We start from the raw sequence: 15,079 nt of genomic DNA on the forward strand, positions 1-15,079 counted from the left end.
GCGCCGCGGAACCGGAGCCGCCACCGGACGGGGACGGGCCACCGGACGAGGAGGGGCCACCGGACGGGGATGGGGACGGGCCACCGGTCGCGGCGTCTGCGTTTCCGCCCATGTGCCCCACCCCCTGACCGTCTGGTTGGTATCGAATCTGTGTTCTACGATACGCACACGCATTCGAACAGGCAAGGGTTTTTTCCGCTGCTGGCCTACCTATTGATTTGCAATCACCGATCGCCCATTTCAGCGAAATGTATGATCCACTCTTCTTGATTGCTTGGGGTGGATGCCCCGTAGACCCAAACTCGGAGGCGTTCCATGACCAAGACCATCACCCGTGCCGGAGCCGTGGCCGCCGCGCTCCTCGTCTTCTCTACGGGGGCCGCCGCCGCCCAGACTTCGGAAGCCACCGGCTCCGACTCCCTCCCGGGAGCATCGGAGACCGAGGGGGGCTATCTCGGCGAGGCTGGCGAGCTGCTGCCCGGTTCCGTTACAGGTTCTCTGCCCGGTTACGCCTCCGGACCGCTGGGTTCCACCGCCACCCTCGTGTGCAATCTCGGTTCGGCGGCCGACGCTGCCGCCAACCTGATGGGCGTGCCGTTGCAGGTTCCGGTGGGAGTCATCTGCATGGTCCTCAACCCGGTCGCCGAGTCGGCGGATGCGCTGCTCGAGGGAGACGTCCAGGGTTCCGTCGGCGCGGTGGTGTCCGGTGTGCCGCTGGTCGGCGCGTCGCTCGAGGATCAGATTGACACCGGGTCCGCCACCGAGTCGGTGGAGGGGTCCGTGGGTGATCGACTGGGTTCTGTCTCCGAGGCCGCGCTGACTCCGGAGAACTGAGGCGGCTTCCGCGCCCCGCGCCCGGGGCCCGGCGCCCCGCGCCCCGCGCCCGGACTCCAACCCCAAGGCCCTGGCTAAGGGGCGGGGTCGATCCGGGTGGTGGGCGTCGGCCTACCTAACGCTGCTGGCGCCCGAAGGCGTGCGGTTCGATGGGCTGCTGCGCCAGGGGTAGGCCCGACACCACGAGTCGGTAGGACTCGGTGACCAGCTCGGAAACCATGTCCGCGGTCAGCGTGCCGCCGGGGTGCAGCGAGATCCAATGTCGCTTGTTCATGTGGTACCCGGGCGTGATGTCGGCGTGCGCATCGCGCAGGGCCATCGAGTCCGACGGCAGTGCCTTGAGGATCACCTGACGCTCGCCGTTGACGACCGCGTGGAACATGAACATCTTCCCGCGGACCTTGAACACATCGAAGTCCGGCCCGAACGGGAACTCCAGAGTCGACGCGGGCAGTTCGCGGGCGCGCATCGCCGCGCACTTCTGGAGTTCCCGTCCGTTCATGCCGTCGACGCTACCGTCGCCGGCTCCGCGCCCGGCTCTGCGCCCGGGCGGGCGGGACGCTGCGGGTCGCCCGGCGTGTCGTCGTCCCGGCCCGGCCGGGTGATGAGCGGGTTGGCGAGCGTCCCCGCGAACTGCAATGACCCGGCCTGATCGGTCAGGTCGACCATCTGCCGCGTATTACGCAACTGCAGGCGGTTGAGGCACGAGTGCTTGAACCGCGGAGCGAACAGCGCCTCCCAGGTGGGACGATGCACCTCGCCGTCGTGCACCCGGCCGTCGTAGTCCCCGCCGTCGTGGTCCTCGCCGTTGTTCCCCTCGCCGCCGCGACCCTCGCCGCCGCGACCGCCGCCGGGAGCCAGGGTCTCCAGGCGCTGCCGCGTCTCGTCCCAGAACTGATCCGCCTCGAGCACCCCGGCGACGTCGAGGATCGAGGCGAGGCGGCGCAGCACCCCGTCCATGACGTCGGTGTGGACGCTCAGTGCGGCTGTCTCCGCGTCCACCACGTGGCGGATCCGCTCGAGCCCAGAGGGCAGAGGCCGGTCACGCACCACGGCGACCTCCTCGCCGATGTCCTTGAACAGCGCCCGGCGCACGGTGTGGTCGGGGCCCATCACCACGATCACGTTCTCACCGTGCGGCATGAAGACCAGCCCGTGCACGAGCAGGCACCTCGCGACGGGCAGCACGTAGGCGTCGAGCAGCGCCCGGAGCCAGGTGCGGGCGTCCAGGCCCGACCGCTCGAGGTGTTCGACGGCGAGGGACCGCCCGTGCAGGTCCACGTGCAGCATCGAGGCCAGCGTGACGGCACGTTCTCCGGGGGCCAGCCGCGAAACGGGGCTCTCGCGCCACAGGGCCGCGATCATCTTGGTGTGCGGCCCCTCGTCCGAGATCCCGGCCGCGGCCGCCCGGTGGTAGGCGTCGCCGGTGTATCCCACGGCGGCGACCTCGCGAAGGATCTGGAAATCCAGCGCGCGCAACACCGGATCAGAGGCGACGACCCCGGCCACCCAGTCGTTGACGGCCGGGGTGTCGCGCATGTACTCCGGCGACAGGCCGCGGGTGAACCCCATGTTCTGCACGGCGAGGGCGGTCTTGACGTAGCCGCGCTCGGGGTGGGTGACGTCGAAGAAGGTGCGAACGGACTGCTGTGGCCGGTACTCACTGTCGGATTCGCCCAGGTGGACCAGGTCGCGGCGAGCGAGATCGGGGGCGAACGCCACCGCGATCGAGTGCTGCCACTGCCAGGGGTGCACGGGCAGGATGCGGTAGTCGGCGGGGTCGAGGCCCAGTGAGCGCAGCCGGTCGTCGCACCGTACGAGGGCATCGGTGCCGAACTCGCGCGCGTAGTGTTCGCGCTCGTCGAGGCCCGTGACGGTGGCCAGGTGGCTCAGGCCGCGGCGGACTGCCAGCCACACCAGCCGGACGTTCGACGGGGCCTCGGGCGTGTAACGGTGACGGTCGGACAGCCCCAGGCCCACGCGGCCGTTGTTGGCGACGAACCCGGGGTGCCCCTCGGTCATCGCGCCCTCGACCTCCTGCAGGCCAGCCTCCGCGAGTTGCTGCGCGGGGCGATCGCGGTGATGCAGGCAGAACGCCGCCGAGCCGAGCGTGGCCGCGATCTCCTCCAGGTAGGTCCCCACGAGCGACCCGGGGATCCCCAGGTACGGCGCGAGGGTGAGGATCAGCTCCTGCGCGTCCGGCTCGGCCGGGACACCGTCGACCTCGCGGCGCAGCGAGGCCTCGTCGATCGCCCAGTGCTCCAACGGCAGCACCCGCGCGCGGAACGTCCACCGTTCGCCGCCGGCGCGCACTTCGTAGGTGTCCGGGCCGACGTCGGTGTGAGTTGAGCGGGTGGGCGCGAGGAGCCGCTCGTGGGAGAACTCGGCCAGCGCCTTGGCGCAGAGGTGGCGGTGCGCGCGGCGCATGGCGTGACCGGTGAGGTGGGCGTGGGGTGGCGGTGTGACCGGGGGTGACGACGACGAGACCGGCATCGACGTCCGGCCGATCTCCGACTCGCGGAACGCCTCGGCACGACAGATGGAGAGCAGTGCCGTCTTGTCGGGCAGGTCGATGGGGCCATCCTCGAGGAAGCCGGCGCGGGCGTTGAGCCGGTGCACGGCGGTGTTCCGGATGTCGGGCTCGACCACCACCCGGCGGGCCGGGGCGCCGAACAGCGGACCCTCGAACGCGGTCGAGCAGATGGCACCCATCACGGCCGCGGAGGTGCCGGGGACCGGTGTGCGGGTGGGCGCGACGAGCAGGTGCATCCCGAGGTCGCCCGGTTCGTGCGGGTACCGGCCGTCGAGTTCGACGACGGCCGGGTCGTAGAACACGGACAGGCCCACACGTAGACCGTCGATGCGCACCATGTGCACCGACCGGTGCGGACTCGCCGACCAGTCGGTGAGGAACTCCTCGACCTGCGCCGGGGTGGTACCCCGCATACCCCAGTAGGCGGAAGCGGGATGGTCGAGCCACGCGTGCAGGGTGCGGACGGTGTCGTGGTCGAGGGCCAGTGGTTCCAGGGTGACCAACCCGGCTGGCGTGTGGACGGTGCTGGTGAGGACGGTGCTGGTGTTCATCGTGCCTCCTGGTGCCGGGCGGTCGGGGCGCCGAACTGCTGGAACGCGATCGACGACTCGATCGGGTAGACCTCGCGGCCGCAGATCCCGCGCAGGATGATGCTGTTGCGCATCGCTCCCATGCCCAGGTCCGGGGCGGTGAGCCCGTGGGTGTGTTCCTCCGCGTTCTGGACATGAATGAAGGAGTGTGCGCGGTCGACGGTGTGATCACGGGCCACCCGGTAGCGCCCGCGGCCGTCCCTGTCGATCTCTTCGGCGATCCCGTCGAGGAACCGCGGCGGCGTGGGGGAGTAACCCGTCGCGAGGACGAGTCCCTCCGTGTGATGGGTCCACTTCCTGCCGGTGTCGGTGCAGTGCAGGTCCAGGCGCAGGGCAGAGGCGGTGGCGGTGGCGGGGCCGGCCTCCCGGCGGGCACGGTCGAGGGCCGTGGCGGCGGCCAGCAGCCCGGTGTCCAGGCCCTGGACCGAACGGCGGTAGAGCAGATCATGGATCTGGTTGATCAACTCGGCGTCGATGCCCTTGTACAACGAACGCTGCTCGCGCAGCATCCGGTCGCGCTGGTCCGGGGGCAGGTCGTGGAAATGGTCGATGTACTCGGGCGAGGTCATCTCGAGTGTGAGCTTGGTGTACTCCATCGGGAAGAACCGCGGCGAGCGCGTCAGCCAGTCGACGCGCGGCCCGTCGCCGGCGGCGGCGGAGAGCAGGTCGTGGTAGATCTCCGCGGCCGATTGGCCACTGCCCACCACGGTCACCGACCCCAGCGAGAGCAGGTCCTCCCGCCGGTGCAGGTAGTCGGAGGCGTGGAGAGCCACCGTGCCGCCACCGTCGAGCAGTCCCGTGTCGATCGGCGACCACGGGGTCGTGCCGATCCCCAGCACCAGGTGGCGGGCGCGATAGGTCTCGGTGCCCTCGCGGGTGAGGGCGGTGACACGGTAGACGGGGGCCTCGTCGTCGTCGCCCGGTCCCTCTCGTCCCTGGTCCTCCCGTCGGACGTCGACGACCTCCCGCCCCCAGCGCAGGCCGCGCACCCGCTCGGCAGCCCACCGGCAGTAGGCGTCGTATTCGGCGCGCAGCGGCTGGAAATTCTCACGGATGTAGAACGGGTACAGACGCCCGACCTGCTTGAGGTAGGCGAGGAACGAATACGGCGAGGTCGGGTCCGCCAACGTGACCAGGTCGGCGAGGAACGGCACCTGGATGGTCGCGTCGTCGAACATGAGTCCGTGGTGCCAGGCGAAGCCGTCGCGGGAATCGAGGAACACCGCGTCCAGACCCAGCGGCTCGGCCAGGCACGCCAGGCCCAGGTTGAACGGGCCGATACCGACGCCGAGCAGGTCGTGCACGCGGGAGGTGCTCAGGTCAGTGCTCACGTCAGCACCCCCGCGGTCGTGGCCTCACGTATCCCCTCGGCGAGGTAGCGAGCGGCGTCGCGGACGTCCGTCAGCACGACGGCCACGTCCTCGTCTCCGAGGTTCGGATCGAGAACCGTCAGCTTGAGACAGGGCCGGCCGTCCACGACCGTCGACGCGACGAGCGAACGACCCTCCGCGAACAGCGCGTCGCGGACGGGGCGCACGAGGGCGTCGGCCTCGTCGTCAGTGAGTGCGCTGTCGGTGACGGGACGGTCGGGCGCGGTCACCGCGGGCCGGGGCCGGAAGAGCACCGTCGACAGCGCCGGGCGCCGCACCAACTCGAGTTCCGGGTCGGCCTCGATCGTCCGGCCGATCCGGGCGGCCACGTCGATCGCCTCGTCGAGTAGACGGCCGATGCCGTCAGCGCCCAGCACGCGGAGCGTCATCCACAGTTTGAGGGCGTCGAAACGGCGGGTGGTCTGCAGGGACTTGTCCACGGCGTGGTCGTCGCCGTCGGCGGGGTTGAGGTAGTCGGCGCTCACGGTGGAGTGGCGGAAGCCCGAACCGTCGCGCAGCAGCAGCGCCGAGGCGGCCACCGGCAGAAAGAACGTCTTGTGGAAGTCCACGGTCACCGAGTCGGCGAGCCCGATCCCGTCGAGCAGGTCCCGGCGCGTCGGGGAGACCAAGAGCCCGCCGCCGTAGGCGGCATCCACGTGTAGCCAGACGTCGTGGCGGCGGCAGATGCCACCGACCGCCCGCAGCGGGTCGATCGCGCCGTGGTCGGTCGTACCGGCGAGCGCGACGACGGCCGCGACCTCGTCCCCGGCGTCGGCCAGCGCGGACAGGGTGCGGTCGAGGGTCGCGGGGTCCATCCGGTCGCCGTCACCGGGCAGGGCGATGACCGCATCCGGCGAGAGACCCAGCAGGCGGGCCGCCTTGACCACGCTGAGGTGGGCGTGTTCGCCGGTGACGATGCGCAGGCGGGTCAGTCGGGCGCCGCGGTCCGTGTCCCGCTCCGCCCCCCGGCGCCCGGGGGCCGGTCGGGCGAGGCGGTCCTCGCGGGCGGTGAACAGGCCCTGCAGGTTGGAGGCGGTACCGCCGGTGGTGAAGACGCCGTCCGGGCGGGGGGTGGCGTCGAGATCACTGGCGTCGAAAGCACTGGCGTTGAGATCACTGGCGTCGAAACCGATGAGACCGGTGACCCAGTCGATGAGCTTCTGTTCGATCAGACACGCCGACGTGCCCTGATCCCAGGTCTCCACAGCCGTATTGACCGACGTCGCGAGTGCCTCGGCGGCGACCGCCGGGATGGTGATCGGGCAGTTGAGGTGGGCGAGGTAGCGCGGGTGGTGGTAGCCCACCGCGTGGTCGAGGTAGAGACCCCGGACCTCCTCGAGTGCCCTGTCCAGCGTGCCCAGCGGCGCCGCGAGATCGACGGCGGCGGTCTGCGCTGCCAGCGTCGACGGCGACGCGGATGAGCGCGGCGTGGTCCGACCGTCGAGATACCGGCTCACCTCGGCGGTCGCGGCAGCCAGGGCGGCGGCGTGGGCCTCCCGGTTCCGGCTGCCCAACAATGGATCGTTCACGGGTACTCCGACCTACTCGGGGACAGTGGTACGGCCGAACGCTATGCAGGGTAGGCTTACCTAAACAACAGTAGAGTGAGATGAATCACGTTGTGGGACAGGTGAAGTGGAAATCTTTCCCGTAGCTGTTGTGTTCGGGGGGCGGATCCCGTTACCGTGACGCCTACCAAGGTAAGCCATGCCTAAGTCGGCCGCACCCTCGACGACCCCGGATCGGTTACCAACCAGGCGACGTTCCACACCAGATGGAGACCCCATGACCGCACCCGCTGCACGATCCCGGCTGACGCTCGACGGACCCGACGATCCGGCACGTCCGCGGGCCCGGGCGGTCCTCGTGGCCCTCGCGGCCTTCGTGGCGCTCCTGGCCGTGCTGGCCGGGTGCTCGACCGGCGCCGTCGACGGCGGCGGGGACGCCGGCGCGGGAGGCGGGGTCGAGCGGCAGGGCGAGTTCCCCCGCACCCTCTCGCACGCCTACGGCGAGACCGAGATCCCGGAGGCGCCCCAGCGAGTGGCCACCATCTCCTGGGTCAACGCCGACGTCTCCCTGGCGTTGGGTGTGGTTCCGGTGGGGATGCCCCGCAACTCGTTTGGCGCCAACGCGAACGGGTCCACGGACTGGTTCGACGCGGAACTGGAGGAGGTCGGCGGTGACATGCCGACGCTGTACTCCGAGACCGACGGAATCAACACCGAGGCGATCGCGGCCCTTGAGCCGGACCTCATCCTGGGTGTCTACTCCGGGATGACCGCAGAGGAGTACGAGACCCTCTCGAAGATCGCCCCCACCATCGCGATGCCGGAGGGCGATGTCGCGTTCGGCACCGCCTGGCAGGACTCGACCCGGCTGATCGGCGAGGCCCTCGGCCGTTCCGAGGCCGCCGAGGAGCTCATCACGGACATCGAGGGGCAGATCGATCAGGTCGCCTCGGACAACCCGGGAATCCGCGACACGACCTTCATCTACGGCACCGTCGACCCCGACGCGGCGGAGAAGATCTACGCGTTCACCGACGTCGACAACCGCCCCCGCTTCCTCGAGCAGCTCGGGATGGTCCAGGCGCCGGTCGTCGCCGAGGCCTCGAGCGGCTCGCCCGAGGAGTTCGCGGTGACCTGGTCGCCCGAGCGCGCCGACGAGCTGGTGTCCGACATCCTCGTCACCTACGCCACCTCCCCGGAGGTCCGCGAGGCCATCGAGTCCGACCCGCTGCTCGGGCGCATCCCCGCGGTCGAGGCCGGGCGGATGGTCGTCCAGACCGACGAGCAGCAGGTCCTCTCGATCTCCGCCTCCTCGCCGCTGAGCCTGCCGTGGGCGCTGGAGAACGTCGTGCCCGACATCATCGCGGCGGCAGAGCAGGCCTGAGAAGCGTGACCAGCCCCGCGACGAGCACCGCCGACCCGCCCGCCCTCACGGCGGGTGGGTCGGCGGGCGGGTCGGCGGTGCCGGCGGTACCGACCGTGCAGCGGCGCCACCGTGTCGTGATCGGCACGGTGGCCTCGTCGACGTTGCTCGTCGCGGGCGTGGCACTCTCGCTGTTCGTGGGAGCGCGATCCGTCGACCCGGCGGTGGTGTGGTCGGTGTTGGCGGCGCTCCCGTCGCAGGTGTTCGCCGGTGACCTCACGGCCACCCTCGCCCCCGGGTCGGGCACCGGGATGGACGAGGTGGTGGTGGCCGCCCGGGTTCCCCGCACGATCACCGCGATCCTCGTGGGCGCCGCGCTCGCGGTGGCGGGCGCCGGGCTCCAGGGCGCCACCCGCAATCCGCTCGGCGACCCGGGCCTGCTCGGGCTGACCGCCGGCGCCGCGCTCGGCGTGGTGCTGGGGCTGGCCCTCGCGCCGGCCGCCGGCCCGTCCGCCGTCGCGTTGTTCGCGGTCGCCGGCTCCCTGGCCGCGGGCATGGTGGTGGTCGGCGCCGGTCGACTCGGCGCCGACTCCGGCACCGGACTCGTCCTCGCCGGGGCCGCCGTCACCGCGGGGTGTACCGCGGTGACCTCCTCGCTGGTCATCGCCCTTCCCGGAGTCCTGGACCGGTTCCGCTTCTGGGGCCTGGGCTCGGTGGCCCGCGCGTCCGCACCCGAGATCGGTGCCGCCGCGCCGTTCATCCTGCTGGGGCTCGTCCTCGTCCTGGCCGGCGCGGCCACCCTCGACGCCCTCGCGCTCGGCGACGACCTGGCCCGCGGGCTGGGAGTGGGACCCGTCGTCGGGCGCGCCGTCGTCCTGGCAGGTGTGGTGATCCTGTCCGGGGTCGCCACCGCGCTCGCCGGCCCCATCGCCTTCCTCGGACTGCTCGTGCCGCACCTGCTGCGGCGGCTGGTGGGGGTGGGCAACCGCGTCGTCCTGGGCCTGTCAGTGATCGTGGGGCCGGTGGTCCTGCTGTTCGCGGACACGGTCGGGCGTGTGGTCGCCCCGCCCGGGGAGATCGCCGTCGGGGTGATGACCGTGGCGATCGGTGTGCCGTTCCTCATCGCCCTGCTCCGCGCGAACCGGGGGGTGGGCGGCTCGTGAGCCCCGACGTCCTCGACCGAACGGCCGGCCCCGCCAGCGGCTCCTCGACCCACACCGAGCCCGCCGAGACCGAGCGGGTCGTCCGCCACCTGTCGGCCCGCCGCCGCAGGCATGCGGCCCTCGTCGTCGTCGGCCTCGCGGTCGCCCTGGTGACGGTGATGGCGGTGCGCGTGCTGCTGGGTCGCTACACGGTGACCATCCCCGACTTCATCGCCATCCTCGGCGGGGCGACGATCCCCGGCGCCGCGTTCGTGGTGATGGAGGACAAGCTGCCGCGTGCGGTCCTCGGCGCGCTCGCCGGCCTGGCGTTCGGCGCGTCCGGCGCGCTGTTCCGACGCGTCCTCGGCAATCCCCTGGCCAGCCCCGACATCCTCGGGATCTCCCACGGCGCCTCCGCCGGGGCCGTGGCCGGGATGGCGCTGTGGGGGCTGCGCGGCGTGGGGGTCGTACCCGCCGCGTTGGTGGGATCCGCGGTCGCGCTCGCGATCGTCCTGGCGGCCTCCGCCGGCCGGCGCACCGGGATCGTCGGCCAACGCTTCCTGCTCGGCGGTGTGGCCGTCGCCGCCCTCGGCACCGCGGTGGTCACCCAGCTCATCGCGCGGCTCCCGCTGACCGGAGCCCAGGAAGCGGCCGTGTGGACCGTCGGGTCGCTGTCCGGAGCGTCGGGGGAGCGCATCGCCTGGCTCGCCGTCGCGCTGGTGGTCCTGCTCCCGCCGGGGATGTGGCTGCACGCCGCGCTCCGGCCCGCCGAGCTGGGGCCCGAGCTCGCCGTCGGCCTCGGGTCCCGCCCGGTCCCCACCCGTGCTGCCGCTCTGGGGGTGGGGAGTCTGCTCGCCGCCGCCGCGACGGCGGTGGCCGGCCCGCTCGCCTTCGTCGCCCTGTTGTCCACTCCCGTCGCCGCTGCGCTCGGCCGCGGACGCCCGCGCATCGGGGCGGCCGCGTTGACCGGGGCCGCGATCGTCGTGGCCGCGGACATCGTGGCCTCAGAGGCGTTGGGGACGGTCGACCTGCCCACCGGCGTGGTGACCGGCGCACTGGGCGCCCCCGCCATGCTGTGGATCCTCCTGCGTTCGAGAAAGGCGGCCTGATGAGCATCCCCGCGCCCGTCGCGTCCGTGACCCCGGCCCTGCCCATGGACCTCGGCCCGGAACCCGAACCGGCCTTCCGCCTGCGCGGCCTGACCCTGGGCTACGGTGCCGACCCGGTCATCCGCGACCTCGACCTGGACCTCCCCGCCGGACGGACCACCGTGCTCATCGGTGCCAACGGCTGTGGCAAGTCCACGATCCTGCGGGCCCTGGGGCGTCAGCTGCGCCCGCTGTCCGGGTCGATCGAGACCGACGGCCATCTGTTGTCCGAGGTCCGTGCCCGCGAGCACGCGCGGTCCGTGGCGTTCCTGCCGCAGTCCCCGCTGGTGCCGGAGGGTCTCACCGTGGCCGAGCTCGTCGCGCGCGGCCGGCACCCGCACCGTCGGTGGTGGGGAGGGGGCGACGACGACGACACGGCCGTGGCCGAGGCGTTGGCGATGACCGGCACCGCCGAATTCGCCCACCGGCGGGTCGATGAGCTGTCCGGCGGCCAACGGCAACGCGTCTGGGTCGCACTCGTGCTGGCCCAGGCCACACCAACCCTCCTGCTCGACGAACCGTGTTCTTTCCTCGACCTGGCGCACCAGCTCGACGTCCTCGATCTCGTACGCGACCTGCCGCTGCCCGCCGGTCACCGCGACCACGCCACCGGCCGCCGCACCGTGGTGGCGGTGCTGCACGAACTCAGCCTGGCCGCACGGGTTGCCGATCACCTGGTGGCGGTCGCCGAGGGCGGCGTGGTCGCCGCGGGCCCGCCAGACCAGGTGATCACCCAGGAGACCTTGCGTCGCGTGTTCGACCTGGACGCCGACATCATCACCGATCCGGCCACCGGCCACCCCGTGGTGCTGCCACGGGGACGACGGAAGGGGACAACATGACCGCTGTAGCCGTAGAGGCACCGATCGTCGTCTCGCAGACCCGCGTCATCGACTCCCGCCCGCTGGGGGAGTCGTTCGTCCGCCTCGTGGTGGCCGGGCCCGACCTGCTGCGGTGGTCCGCCGACGTGGTGGACCCGGGCACCGTCCGTGATGCCTACATCAAGGTCATCGTGCCCCCGCCGGGCGGCGGCGGCGCGATCCCCGACGCCGACGCGATCCGCGACTGGCTCGCACTGCCCGAGGCCGAACGCGGCTGGATGCGCACCTACACCGTCCGCCGCGCGGACACCGTCGAACTGGATGGAGAACATGTTCCCGCACTGACGGTGGACATGGTTGTCCACCCCGGGGGCGACGAGGGGCCGGGATCCGCCTGGGCGCGGTCCGTACGTCCGGGCGACACCGTGCACATCGCCGGACCCGGGCGCGGGCACGCGCCGTGGGCGGCCTGGGCGCCCGGCCGCGCCGAGCGTGTCGTGTGCGCCGGTGACGAGACCGCCGCGCCGGCGCTGCTGGCGATCGCCGAGGAACTCGCCGCGGAACGGGCCACAGCCGGCTCGGTGACGCGGCGTCGGGTACAGATCATCGTTGAGGTGCCCACCCACCGCGATGCCGTGGCATTGGCAGAGAGTGCTCCCGACTTCGTCACGGTGCTGCCGAGGGAGGGGGAGCCCGGCACCGCGGTGGCCCGTCGGCTGGCGGGCGTGTTGGACCTGGGCGACGAGTGTGTGCGGACCGTCCTGGGTGGGCGCCGACCCGCGGAGCGCGAGTGGCAGCCGGCGACCGCCGTCTCCGCCGGCCAGCCGTACGTGTTCCTCGCGGGAGAGGCGGGGCTCGTCCGTGCCATGCGCCGCCTCGCCGTGGACGCCGCCGGGGTGCCCAAGGAGGCCGTGGCGTTCATGGGGTACTGGCGGCGCGGCGCCGCGGAGTGCTGATCGGCCCTAGGCGCCGCGGTCGGCGGGCGGGTACGACGGGTCCCGCAGCGCCCTGAGGACGTTCGGGTAGCGCGACCCGGGCAGACGGTTCCCGATCGGATCGAAGTGGAGGTTCTCGTCGTCGTCCTCCCACGAGTCCACCGTGATCCGGCCCAGCGTCTTCCACTTGCCGAGCGGTGTGGCGTGCTGCAGGGTCCACGTGCCGCCGTCGCCGGTGGGGATCGCGGCCAGGAGGAGCGGGCGACCGGCGATGAGCACCGGGAACATGGACGTCATGGTGCGGCCCATCGTGCGCCAGCCCGTGGTGAGGACGTACCGGCTCAGCGGGCCCGTGCCGGTGCTGGCCAGCAGGATGTCCACCGGCCTCTCGGCGTGGATGCGGACGGCCATCCCGCCGATGTCGGGCACCGCGTCCGGCAGCCCCACCGCGCGGGAGAACCGGATCGTCGCCGGCCAGCGGCCCGTCACGTCCAGCAGGGACGACCCCGTGCGACCGACCCCGGTCACGCTCAGCGTGGCCTCGGCGATCACACCCTTGGGGTGCAGCGCCTTCGGGCGCGCGAGTCGCGCCACCGCGGCCACGGCGCCGAACGCGGACCCGGCCAGACTGGACAGGGGGGCCGAGCGCAGCGCGACCTCCTTCGACTCCGTCGTGGTGGGCACGAGAGCGGAGGACCGGGGGGAAGAAGGCTCGGCTGGAGAGCTCGCTGCGGCGTCGTCGCGGCCGGCATTCCGGGTGCGTCGGGACATGGCCCCACGATACGCAGCGGTGCCGGGGACGGCGTCCGCATCCGAACGTCGGTCGGGTTCAGTCGTCCACGCCCCGGGCGGCCAACGCGTCGCCCAACTGGTCGGCGGTGGTGAGCGCGCCGAGCACGGTCGGCACCACGAGCGCGCGGATCGACATGCCCAGGCCGCGGGCCTTGCGGGCCTCGGTGACCTGGCGAAGCCGACGCGCGAGCAGGGGGATGGCGCGGATGGTCAGTACCAACACCAGTGCGATCCGGTCCGGTGAGACACCGACGTGCCGCAGCGGCTGGGCGGCCCGCGTGACGGCGTCGAGCATGTCCGAGACCCGCGTGGTCAAGGCGACGAGGCCCGCCACGGTGATGGCGACCAGCAGGGCGCCGCAGACCCGGAGGGCGGTGTCGAGGTCGGCGACGATCCACTGGAGTACCAGGATCGCGATGAGCATCGGCAGCACCGGGCGGACCTGGTCCCACGCCGCCCGCGGACGGATCCGTCCGATCGCGTAGAGGACCGCGGTCACCCCCAGGGCGGGCAGCACGTGCCAGGGCTCGCGTATCGCCAGGGTGGCGACGAGGATGAGCACGCACACCAGCAGGATCTTCCACCCCGCCGGCAGTCGGTGCAGGAGCGAGTTCCCCGGTTGATAGGTGGCGAACACCTAGGCCCCCGGCCCCGAACCCAGGGCGATCCGCCGATAGCCCGCCAGCGCTGGGCCGGGGGCGTCGTCGATCACGACCCGGCCGCCGTCCACCACCAGGACGCGGTCGAAGTCGGCGACGAGGTCCAGGTCGTGCGTCACCACCACCAGCTGCTGCTGCAACCCGGCGAACGTCTCGGCGACCAGTGCGCGGTTACGCAGATCGAGCAGGGTCGTGGGCTCGTCGGCGACCACCACGGCGGGTTCGATCACCAACACCGCAGCCAGGGCCAGCAACTGCTTCTGGCCCCCGGAGAGGAGGTGGCACGGATGTTCGGCATGGCCGGCCAGGCCGTAGGTCTCGAGCACCTGCGCGACTCGTCGTCGTCGCTCCTCCCGGTTCAGACCCGAACGGCGCAGCGAGAAGTCGACGTCCTCCTCCACGGTCGGCATGACGATCTGGGTGTCCGGATCGGTGAAGCAGAAGCCCACACGGCGGCGGATCGCCGCGCCCTTGCGGCGGGTGTCGAGGCCGTCGACGGTGACCGTCCCGGTGGTGGGGACCACGAGACCGTTGATCATCCGAGCGAGCGTCGACTTGCCGCCGCCGTTGACGCCGACGATCCCGATGCGTCGCTCGGTGAGGGTCAGGTCGACGTCGGCGAGGACGGTCCGGTCACCGTAGGCGTGGCCGACCCCGTCGAAGCGGATCTCCGTGCTGGTCACTTCCGGCGCAGCGGCGCGATCAGGCCGGGACGTGCCTTGTGGACCTGCGTCGCGACGATCGCCGTGACGACCGCCTTGACGAGGTCACCCGGCAGGAACACCGTGTTGGCGGCGATCGCACCGCCGAGCGTCAGTTCGGTGCGGAGCAGCATGCCGGCCACCCCGACGGCATAGATGACGACGATGCCGCCGAGGATGTTGATGAGCAGTCCCGGGACGAGCCGGTAGCGCGGCATGATCCACGCGGTGAGCAGCCCGATCACGATCACCGCCGGGATCCAGCCGATGAGGAAGCCCGCGGTGGGGCCGGCCAGCGAGGTCAGGGTCGTGCGGCCGCCCGCGAGGACGGGCAGCGCGAGACCGATGACCATGACCGCGAGCACCGACAGGGCGCCCTTGCGCCAGCCGAGCAGTGAGCCGGCGAGCATCACGCCGAGCGTCTGCAGGGTGATGGGCACACCCGCCGAACCGATGCTGATCTGGCCGGGCAGGCCCAGCACCACGATGAGAGCGGCGAACACCGCGATCTGGGCGAGATCTCGGGTGGCGCTACGGGCCGGGGCCCGGTCGACGGTGGTGCTCACTGGACTCCTTGGCTCCGCGGGTGCTGCTCGACAGCCTGATCCGGTCCATTGTCGCGCGTGTCACGGCGGATGGCCTCATCGGGCTCCGGCGCGAGCGGTCGCCGGCCGGAGGGATGC

The 15,079-nt window shown here is 72.0% G+C and carries 14 protein-coding genes; 6 read left to right on the forward strand and 8 right to left on the reverse strand.

All coding sequences use genetic code 11. The features are described 5' to 3' along the window. Positions 1 to 315 precede the first annotated feature (315 nt). Positions 316 to 834 (forward strand): hypothetical protein, encoded by a 519-nt coding sequence (locus AYO52_RS04695; protein ID WP_067713899.1) that lies wholly within the window; start codon positions 316 to 318, stop codon positions 832 to 834. 115 nt (positions 835 to 949) lie between these two features. Here the strand turns inward: AYO52_RS04695 and AYO52_RS04700 are convergent, their stop codons facing one another. The 4 genes from AYO52_RS04700 to AYO52_RS04715 are packed head-to-tail and all read right to left on the reverse strand — an operon-like array spanning position 950 to position 6,856. Then, a complete protein-coding gene (locus AYO52_RS04700) occupies positions 950 to 1,336 on the reverse strand; it encodes an MmcQ/YjbR family DNA-binding protein (protein ID WP_067713901.1) in 387 nt (128 codons plus the stop codon). Beyond that, positions 1,333 to 3,918 carry a GNAT family N-acetyltransferase gene (locus AYO52_RS04705; RefSeq protein WP_082923782.1) on the reverse strand — a complete coding sequence of 862 codons (2,586 nt, stop codon included), beginning with the start codon at positions 3,916 to 3,918 and terminating at the stop codon, positions 1,333 to 1,335. Before AYO52_RS04705 ends, AYO52_RS04700 begins: the two co-directional genes overlap by 4 nt. Continuing rightward, positions 3,915 to 5,288, reverse strand: a complete 1,374-nt coding sequence (locus AYO52_RS04710; protein WP_067713904.1) for a lysine N(6)-hydroxylase/L-ornithine N(5)-oxygenase family protein — start codon at positions 5,286 to 5,288, stop codon at positions 3,915 to 3,917. The genes AYO52_RS04705 and AYO52_RS04710 overlap by 4 nt, the downstream gene beginning before the upstream one ends. Further along, positions 5,285 to 6,856, reverse strand: coding sequence for a pyridoxal-dependent decarboxylase (locus tag AYO52_RS04715; RefSeq protein ID WP_067713907.1), 1,572 nt, complete (start codon positions 6,854 to 6,856; stop codon positions 5,285 to 5,287). Before AYO52_RS04715 ends, AYO52_RS04710 begins: the two co-directional genes overlap by 4 nt. A gap of 256 nt (positions 6,857 to 7,112) precedes the next feature. On the opposite strand from AYO52_RS04715, the gene AYO52_RS04720 reads away from it, so the two are divergent. From AYO52_RS04720 to AYO52_RS04740, 5 genes are read left to right on the forward strand one after another with little or no spacing between them, the layout of a single operon-like run. Continuing rightward, a complete protein-coding gene (locus tag AYO52_RS04720; RefSeq protein WP_067713909.1) occupies positions 7,113 to 8,219 on the forward strand; it encodes an iron-siderophore ABC transporter substrate-binding protein in 1,107 nt (368 codons plus the stop codon). A 5-nt stretch (positions 8,220 to 8,224) separates the two neighbouring features. Continuing rightward, entirely contained in the window at positions 8,225 to 9,361 is a 1,137-nt protein-coding gene (locus AYO52_RS04725) for an iron ABC transporter permease (RefSeq protein WP_067713912.1), read from the forward strand. Next, complete coding sequence (locus tag AYO52_RS04730) at positions 9,358 to 10,449, forward strand: iron chelate uptake ABC transporter family permease subunit (RefSeq protein ID WP_253701897.1); 1,092 nt, start codon at positions 9,358 to 9,360, stop codon at positions 10,447 to 10,449. Before AYO52_RS04725 ends, AYO52_RS04730 begins: the two co-directional genes overlap by 4 nt. Next, positions 10,449 to 11,330 carry an ABC transporter ATP-binding protein gene (locus AYO52_RS04735; RefSeq protein WP_067713915.1) on the forward strand — a complete coding sequence of 294 codons (882 nt, stop codon included), beginning with the start codon at positions 10,449 to 10,451 and terminating at the stop codon, positions 11,328 to 11,330. Before AYO52_RS04730 ends, AYO52_RS04735 begins: the two co-directional genes overlap by 1 nt. Continuing rightward, positions 11,327 to 12,265 (forward strand): siderophore-interacting protein, encoded by a 939-nt coding sequence (locus tag AYO52_RS04740; RefSeq protein WP_067713918.1) that lies wholly within the window; start codon positions 11,327 to 11,329, stop codon positions 12,263 to 12,265. Before AYO52_RS04735 ends, AYO52_RS04740 begins: the two co-directional genes overlap by 4 nt. Positions 12,266 to 12,271: 6 nt before the next feature. Here the strand turns inward: AYO52_RS04740 and AYO52_RS04745 are convergent, their stop codons facing one another. Genes AYO52_RS04745 through AYO52_RS04760 form a run of 4 tightly spaced genes read right to left on the reverse strand, consistent with a single transcriptional unit; the run spans position 12,272 to position 14,962 of the window. Next, on the reverse strand, positions 12,272 to 13,015 hold the full coding sequence (locus tag AYO52_RS04745; protein WP_067713922.1) for a phosphodiesterase: 744 nt from the start codon (positions 13,013 to 13,015) through the stop codon (positions 12,272 to 12,274). Between the two features lie 58 nt (positions 13,016 to 13,073). Further along, the gene (locus tag AYO52_RS04750; RefSeq protein WP_067713923.1) at positions 13,074 to 13,673 is read right to left on the reverse strand and encodes an energy-coupling factor transporter transmembrane protein EcfT; all 600 of its coding nucleotides are present in this window, start codon (positions 13,671 to 13,673) and stop codon (positions 13,074 to 13,076) included. Beyond that, positions 13,674 to 14,378: an energy-coupling factor ABC transporter ATP-binding protein gene (locus tag AYO52_RS04755; protein ID WP_067713926.1), complete on the reverse strand. Its 705-nt coding sequence runs from the start codon at positions 14,376 to 14,378 to the stop codon at positions 13,674 to 13,676. After that, the gene (locus AYO52_RS04760) at positions 14,375 to 14,962 is read right to left on the reverse strand and encodes a biotin transporter BioY (RefSeq protein WP_067713928.1); all 588 of its coding nucleotides are present in this window, start codon (positions 14,960 to 14,962) and stop codon (positions 14,375 to 14,377) included. The genes AYO52_RS04755 and AYO52_RS04760 overlap by 4 nt, the downstream gene beginning before the upstream one ends. Positions 14,963 to 15,079 lie beyond the last annotated feature (117 nt).

Origin of the sequence: Dietzia sp. 111N12-1 (assembly GCF_001658045.1) — a bacterium.
Lineage (GTDB): Bacteria > Actinomycetota > Actinomycetes > Mycobacteriales > Mycobacteriaceae > Dietzia > Dietzia kunjamensis.

What these genes read in the sequence shown, in the direction of transcription:
- AYO52_RS04695 (WP_067713899.1), top strand. Translation starts at nt 316, where the DNA reads ATGACCAAGACCATCACCCGTGCCGGAGCCGTGGCCGCCGCGCTCCTC.
- AYO52_RS04700 (WP_067713901.1), bottom strand. Translation starts at nt 1,336, where the DNA reads ATGAACGGACGGGAACTCCAGAAGTGCGCGGCGATGCGCGCCCGCGAA.
- AYO52_RS04705 (WP_082923782.1), bottom strand. Translation starts at nt 3,918, where the DNA reads ATGAACACCAGCACCGTCCTCACCAGCACCGTCCACACGCCAGCCGGG.
- AYO52_RS04720 (WP_067713909.1), top strand. Translation starts at nt 7,113, where the DNA reads ATGACCGCACCCGCTGCACGATCCCGGCTGACGCTCGACGGACCCGAC.
- AYO52_RS04735 (WP_067713915.1), top strand. Translation starts at nt 10,449, where the DNA reads ATGAGCATCCCCGCGCCCGTCGCGTCCGTGACCCCGGCCCTGCCCATG.
- AYO52_RS04740 (WP_067713918.1), top strand. Translation starts at nt 11,327, where the DNA reads ATGACCGCTGTAGCCGTAGAGGCACCGATCGTCGTCTCGCAGACCCGC.
- AYO52_RS04745 (WP_067713922.1), bottom strand. Translation starts at nt 13,015, where the DNA reads ATGTCCCGACGCACCCGGAATGCCGGCCGCGACGACGCCGCAGCGAGC.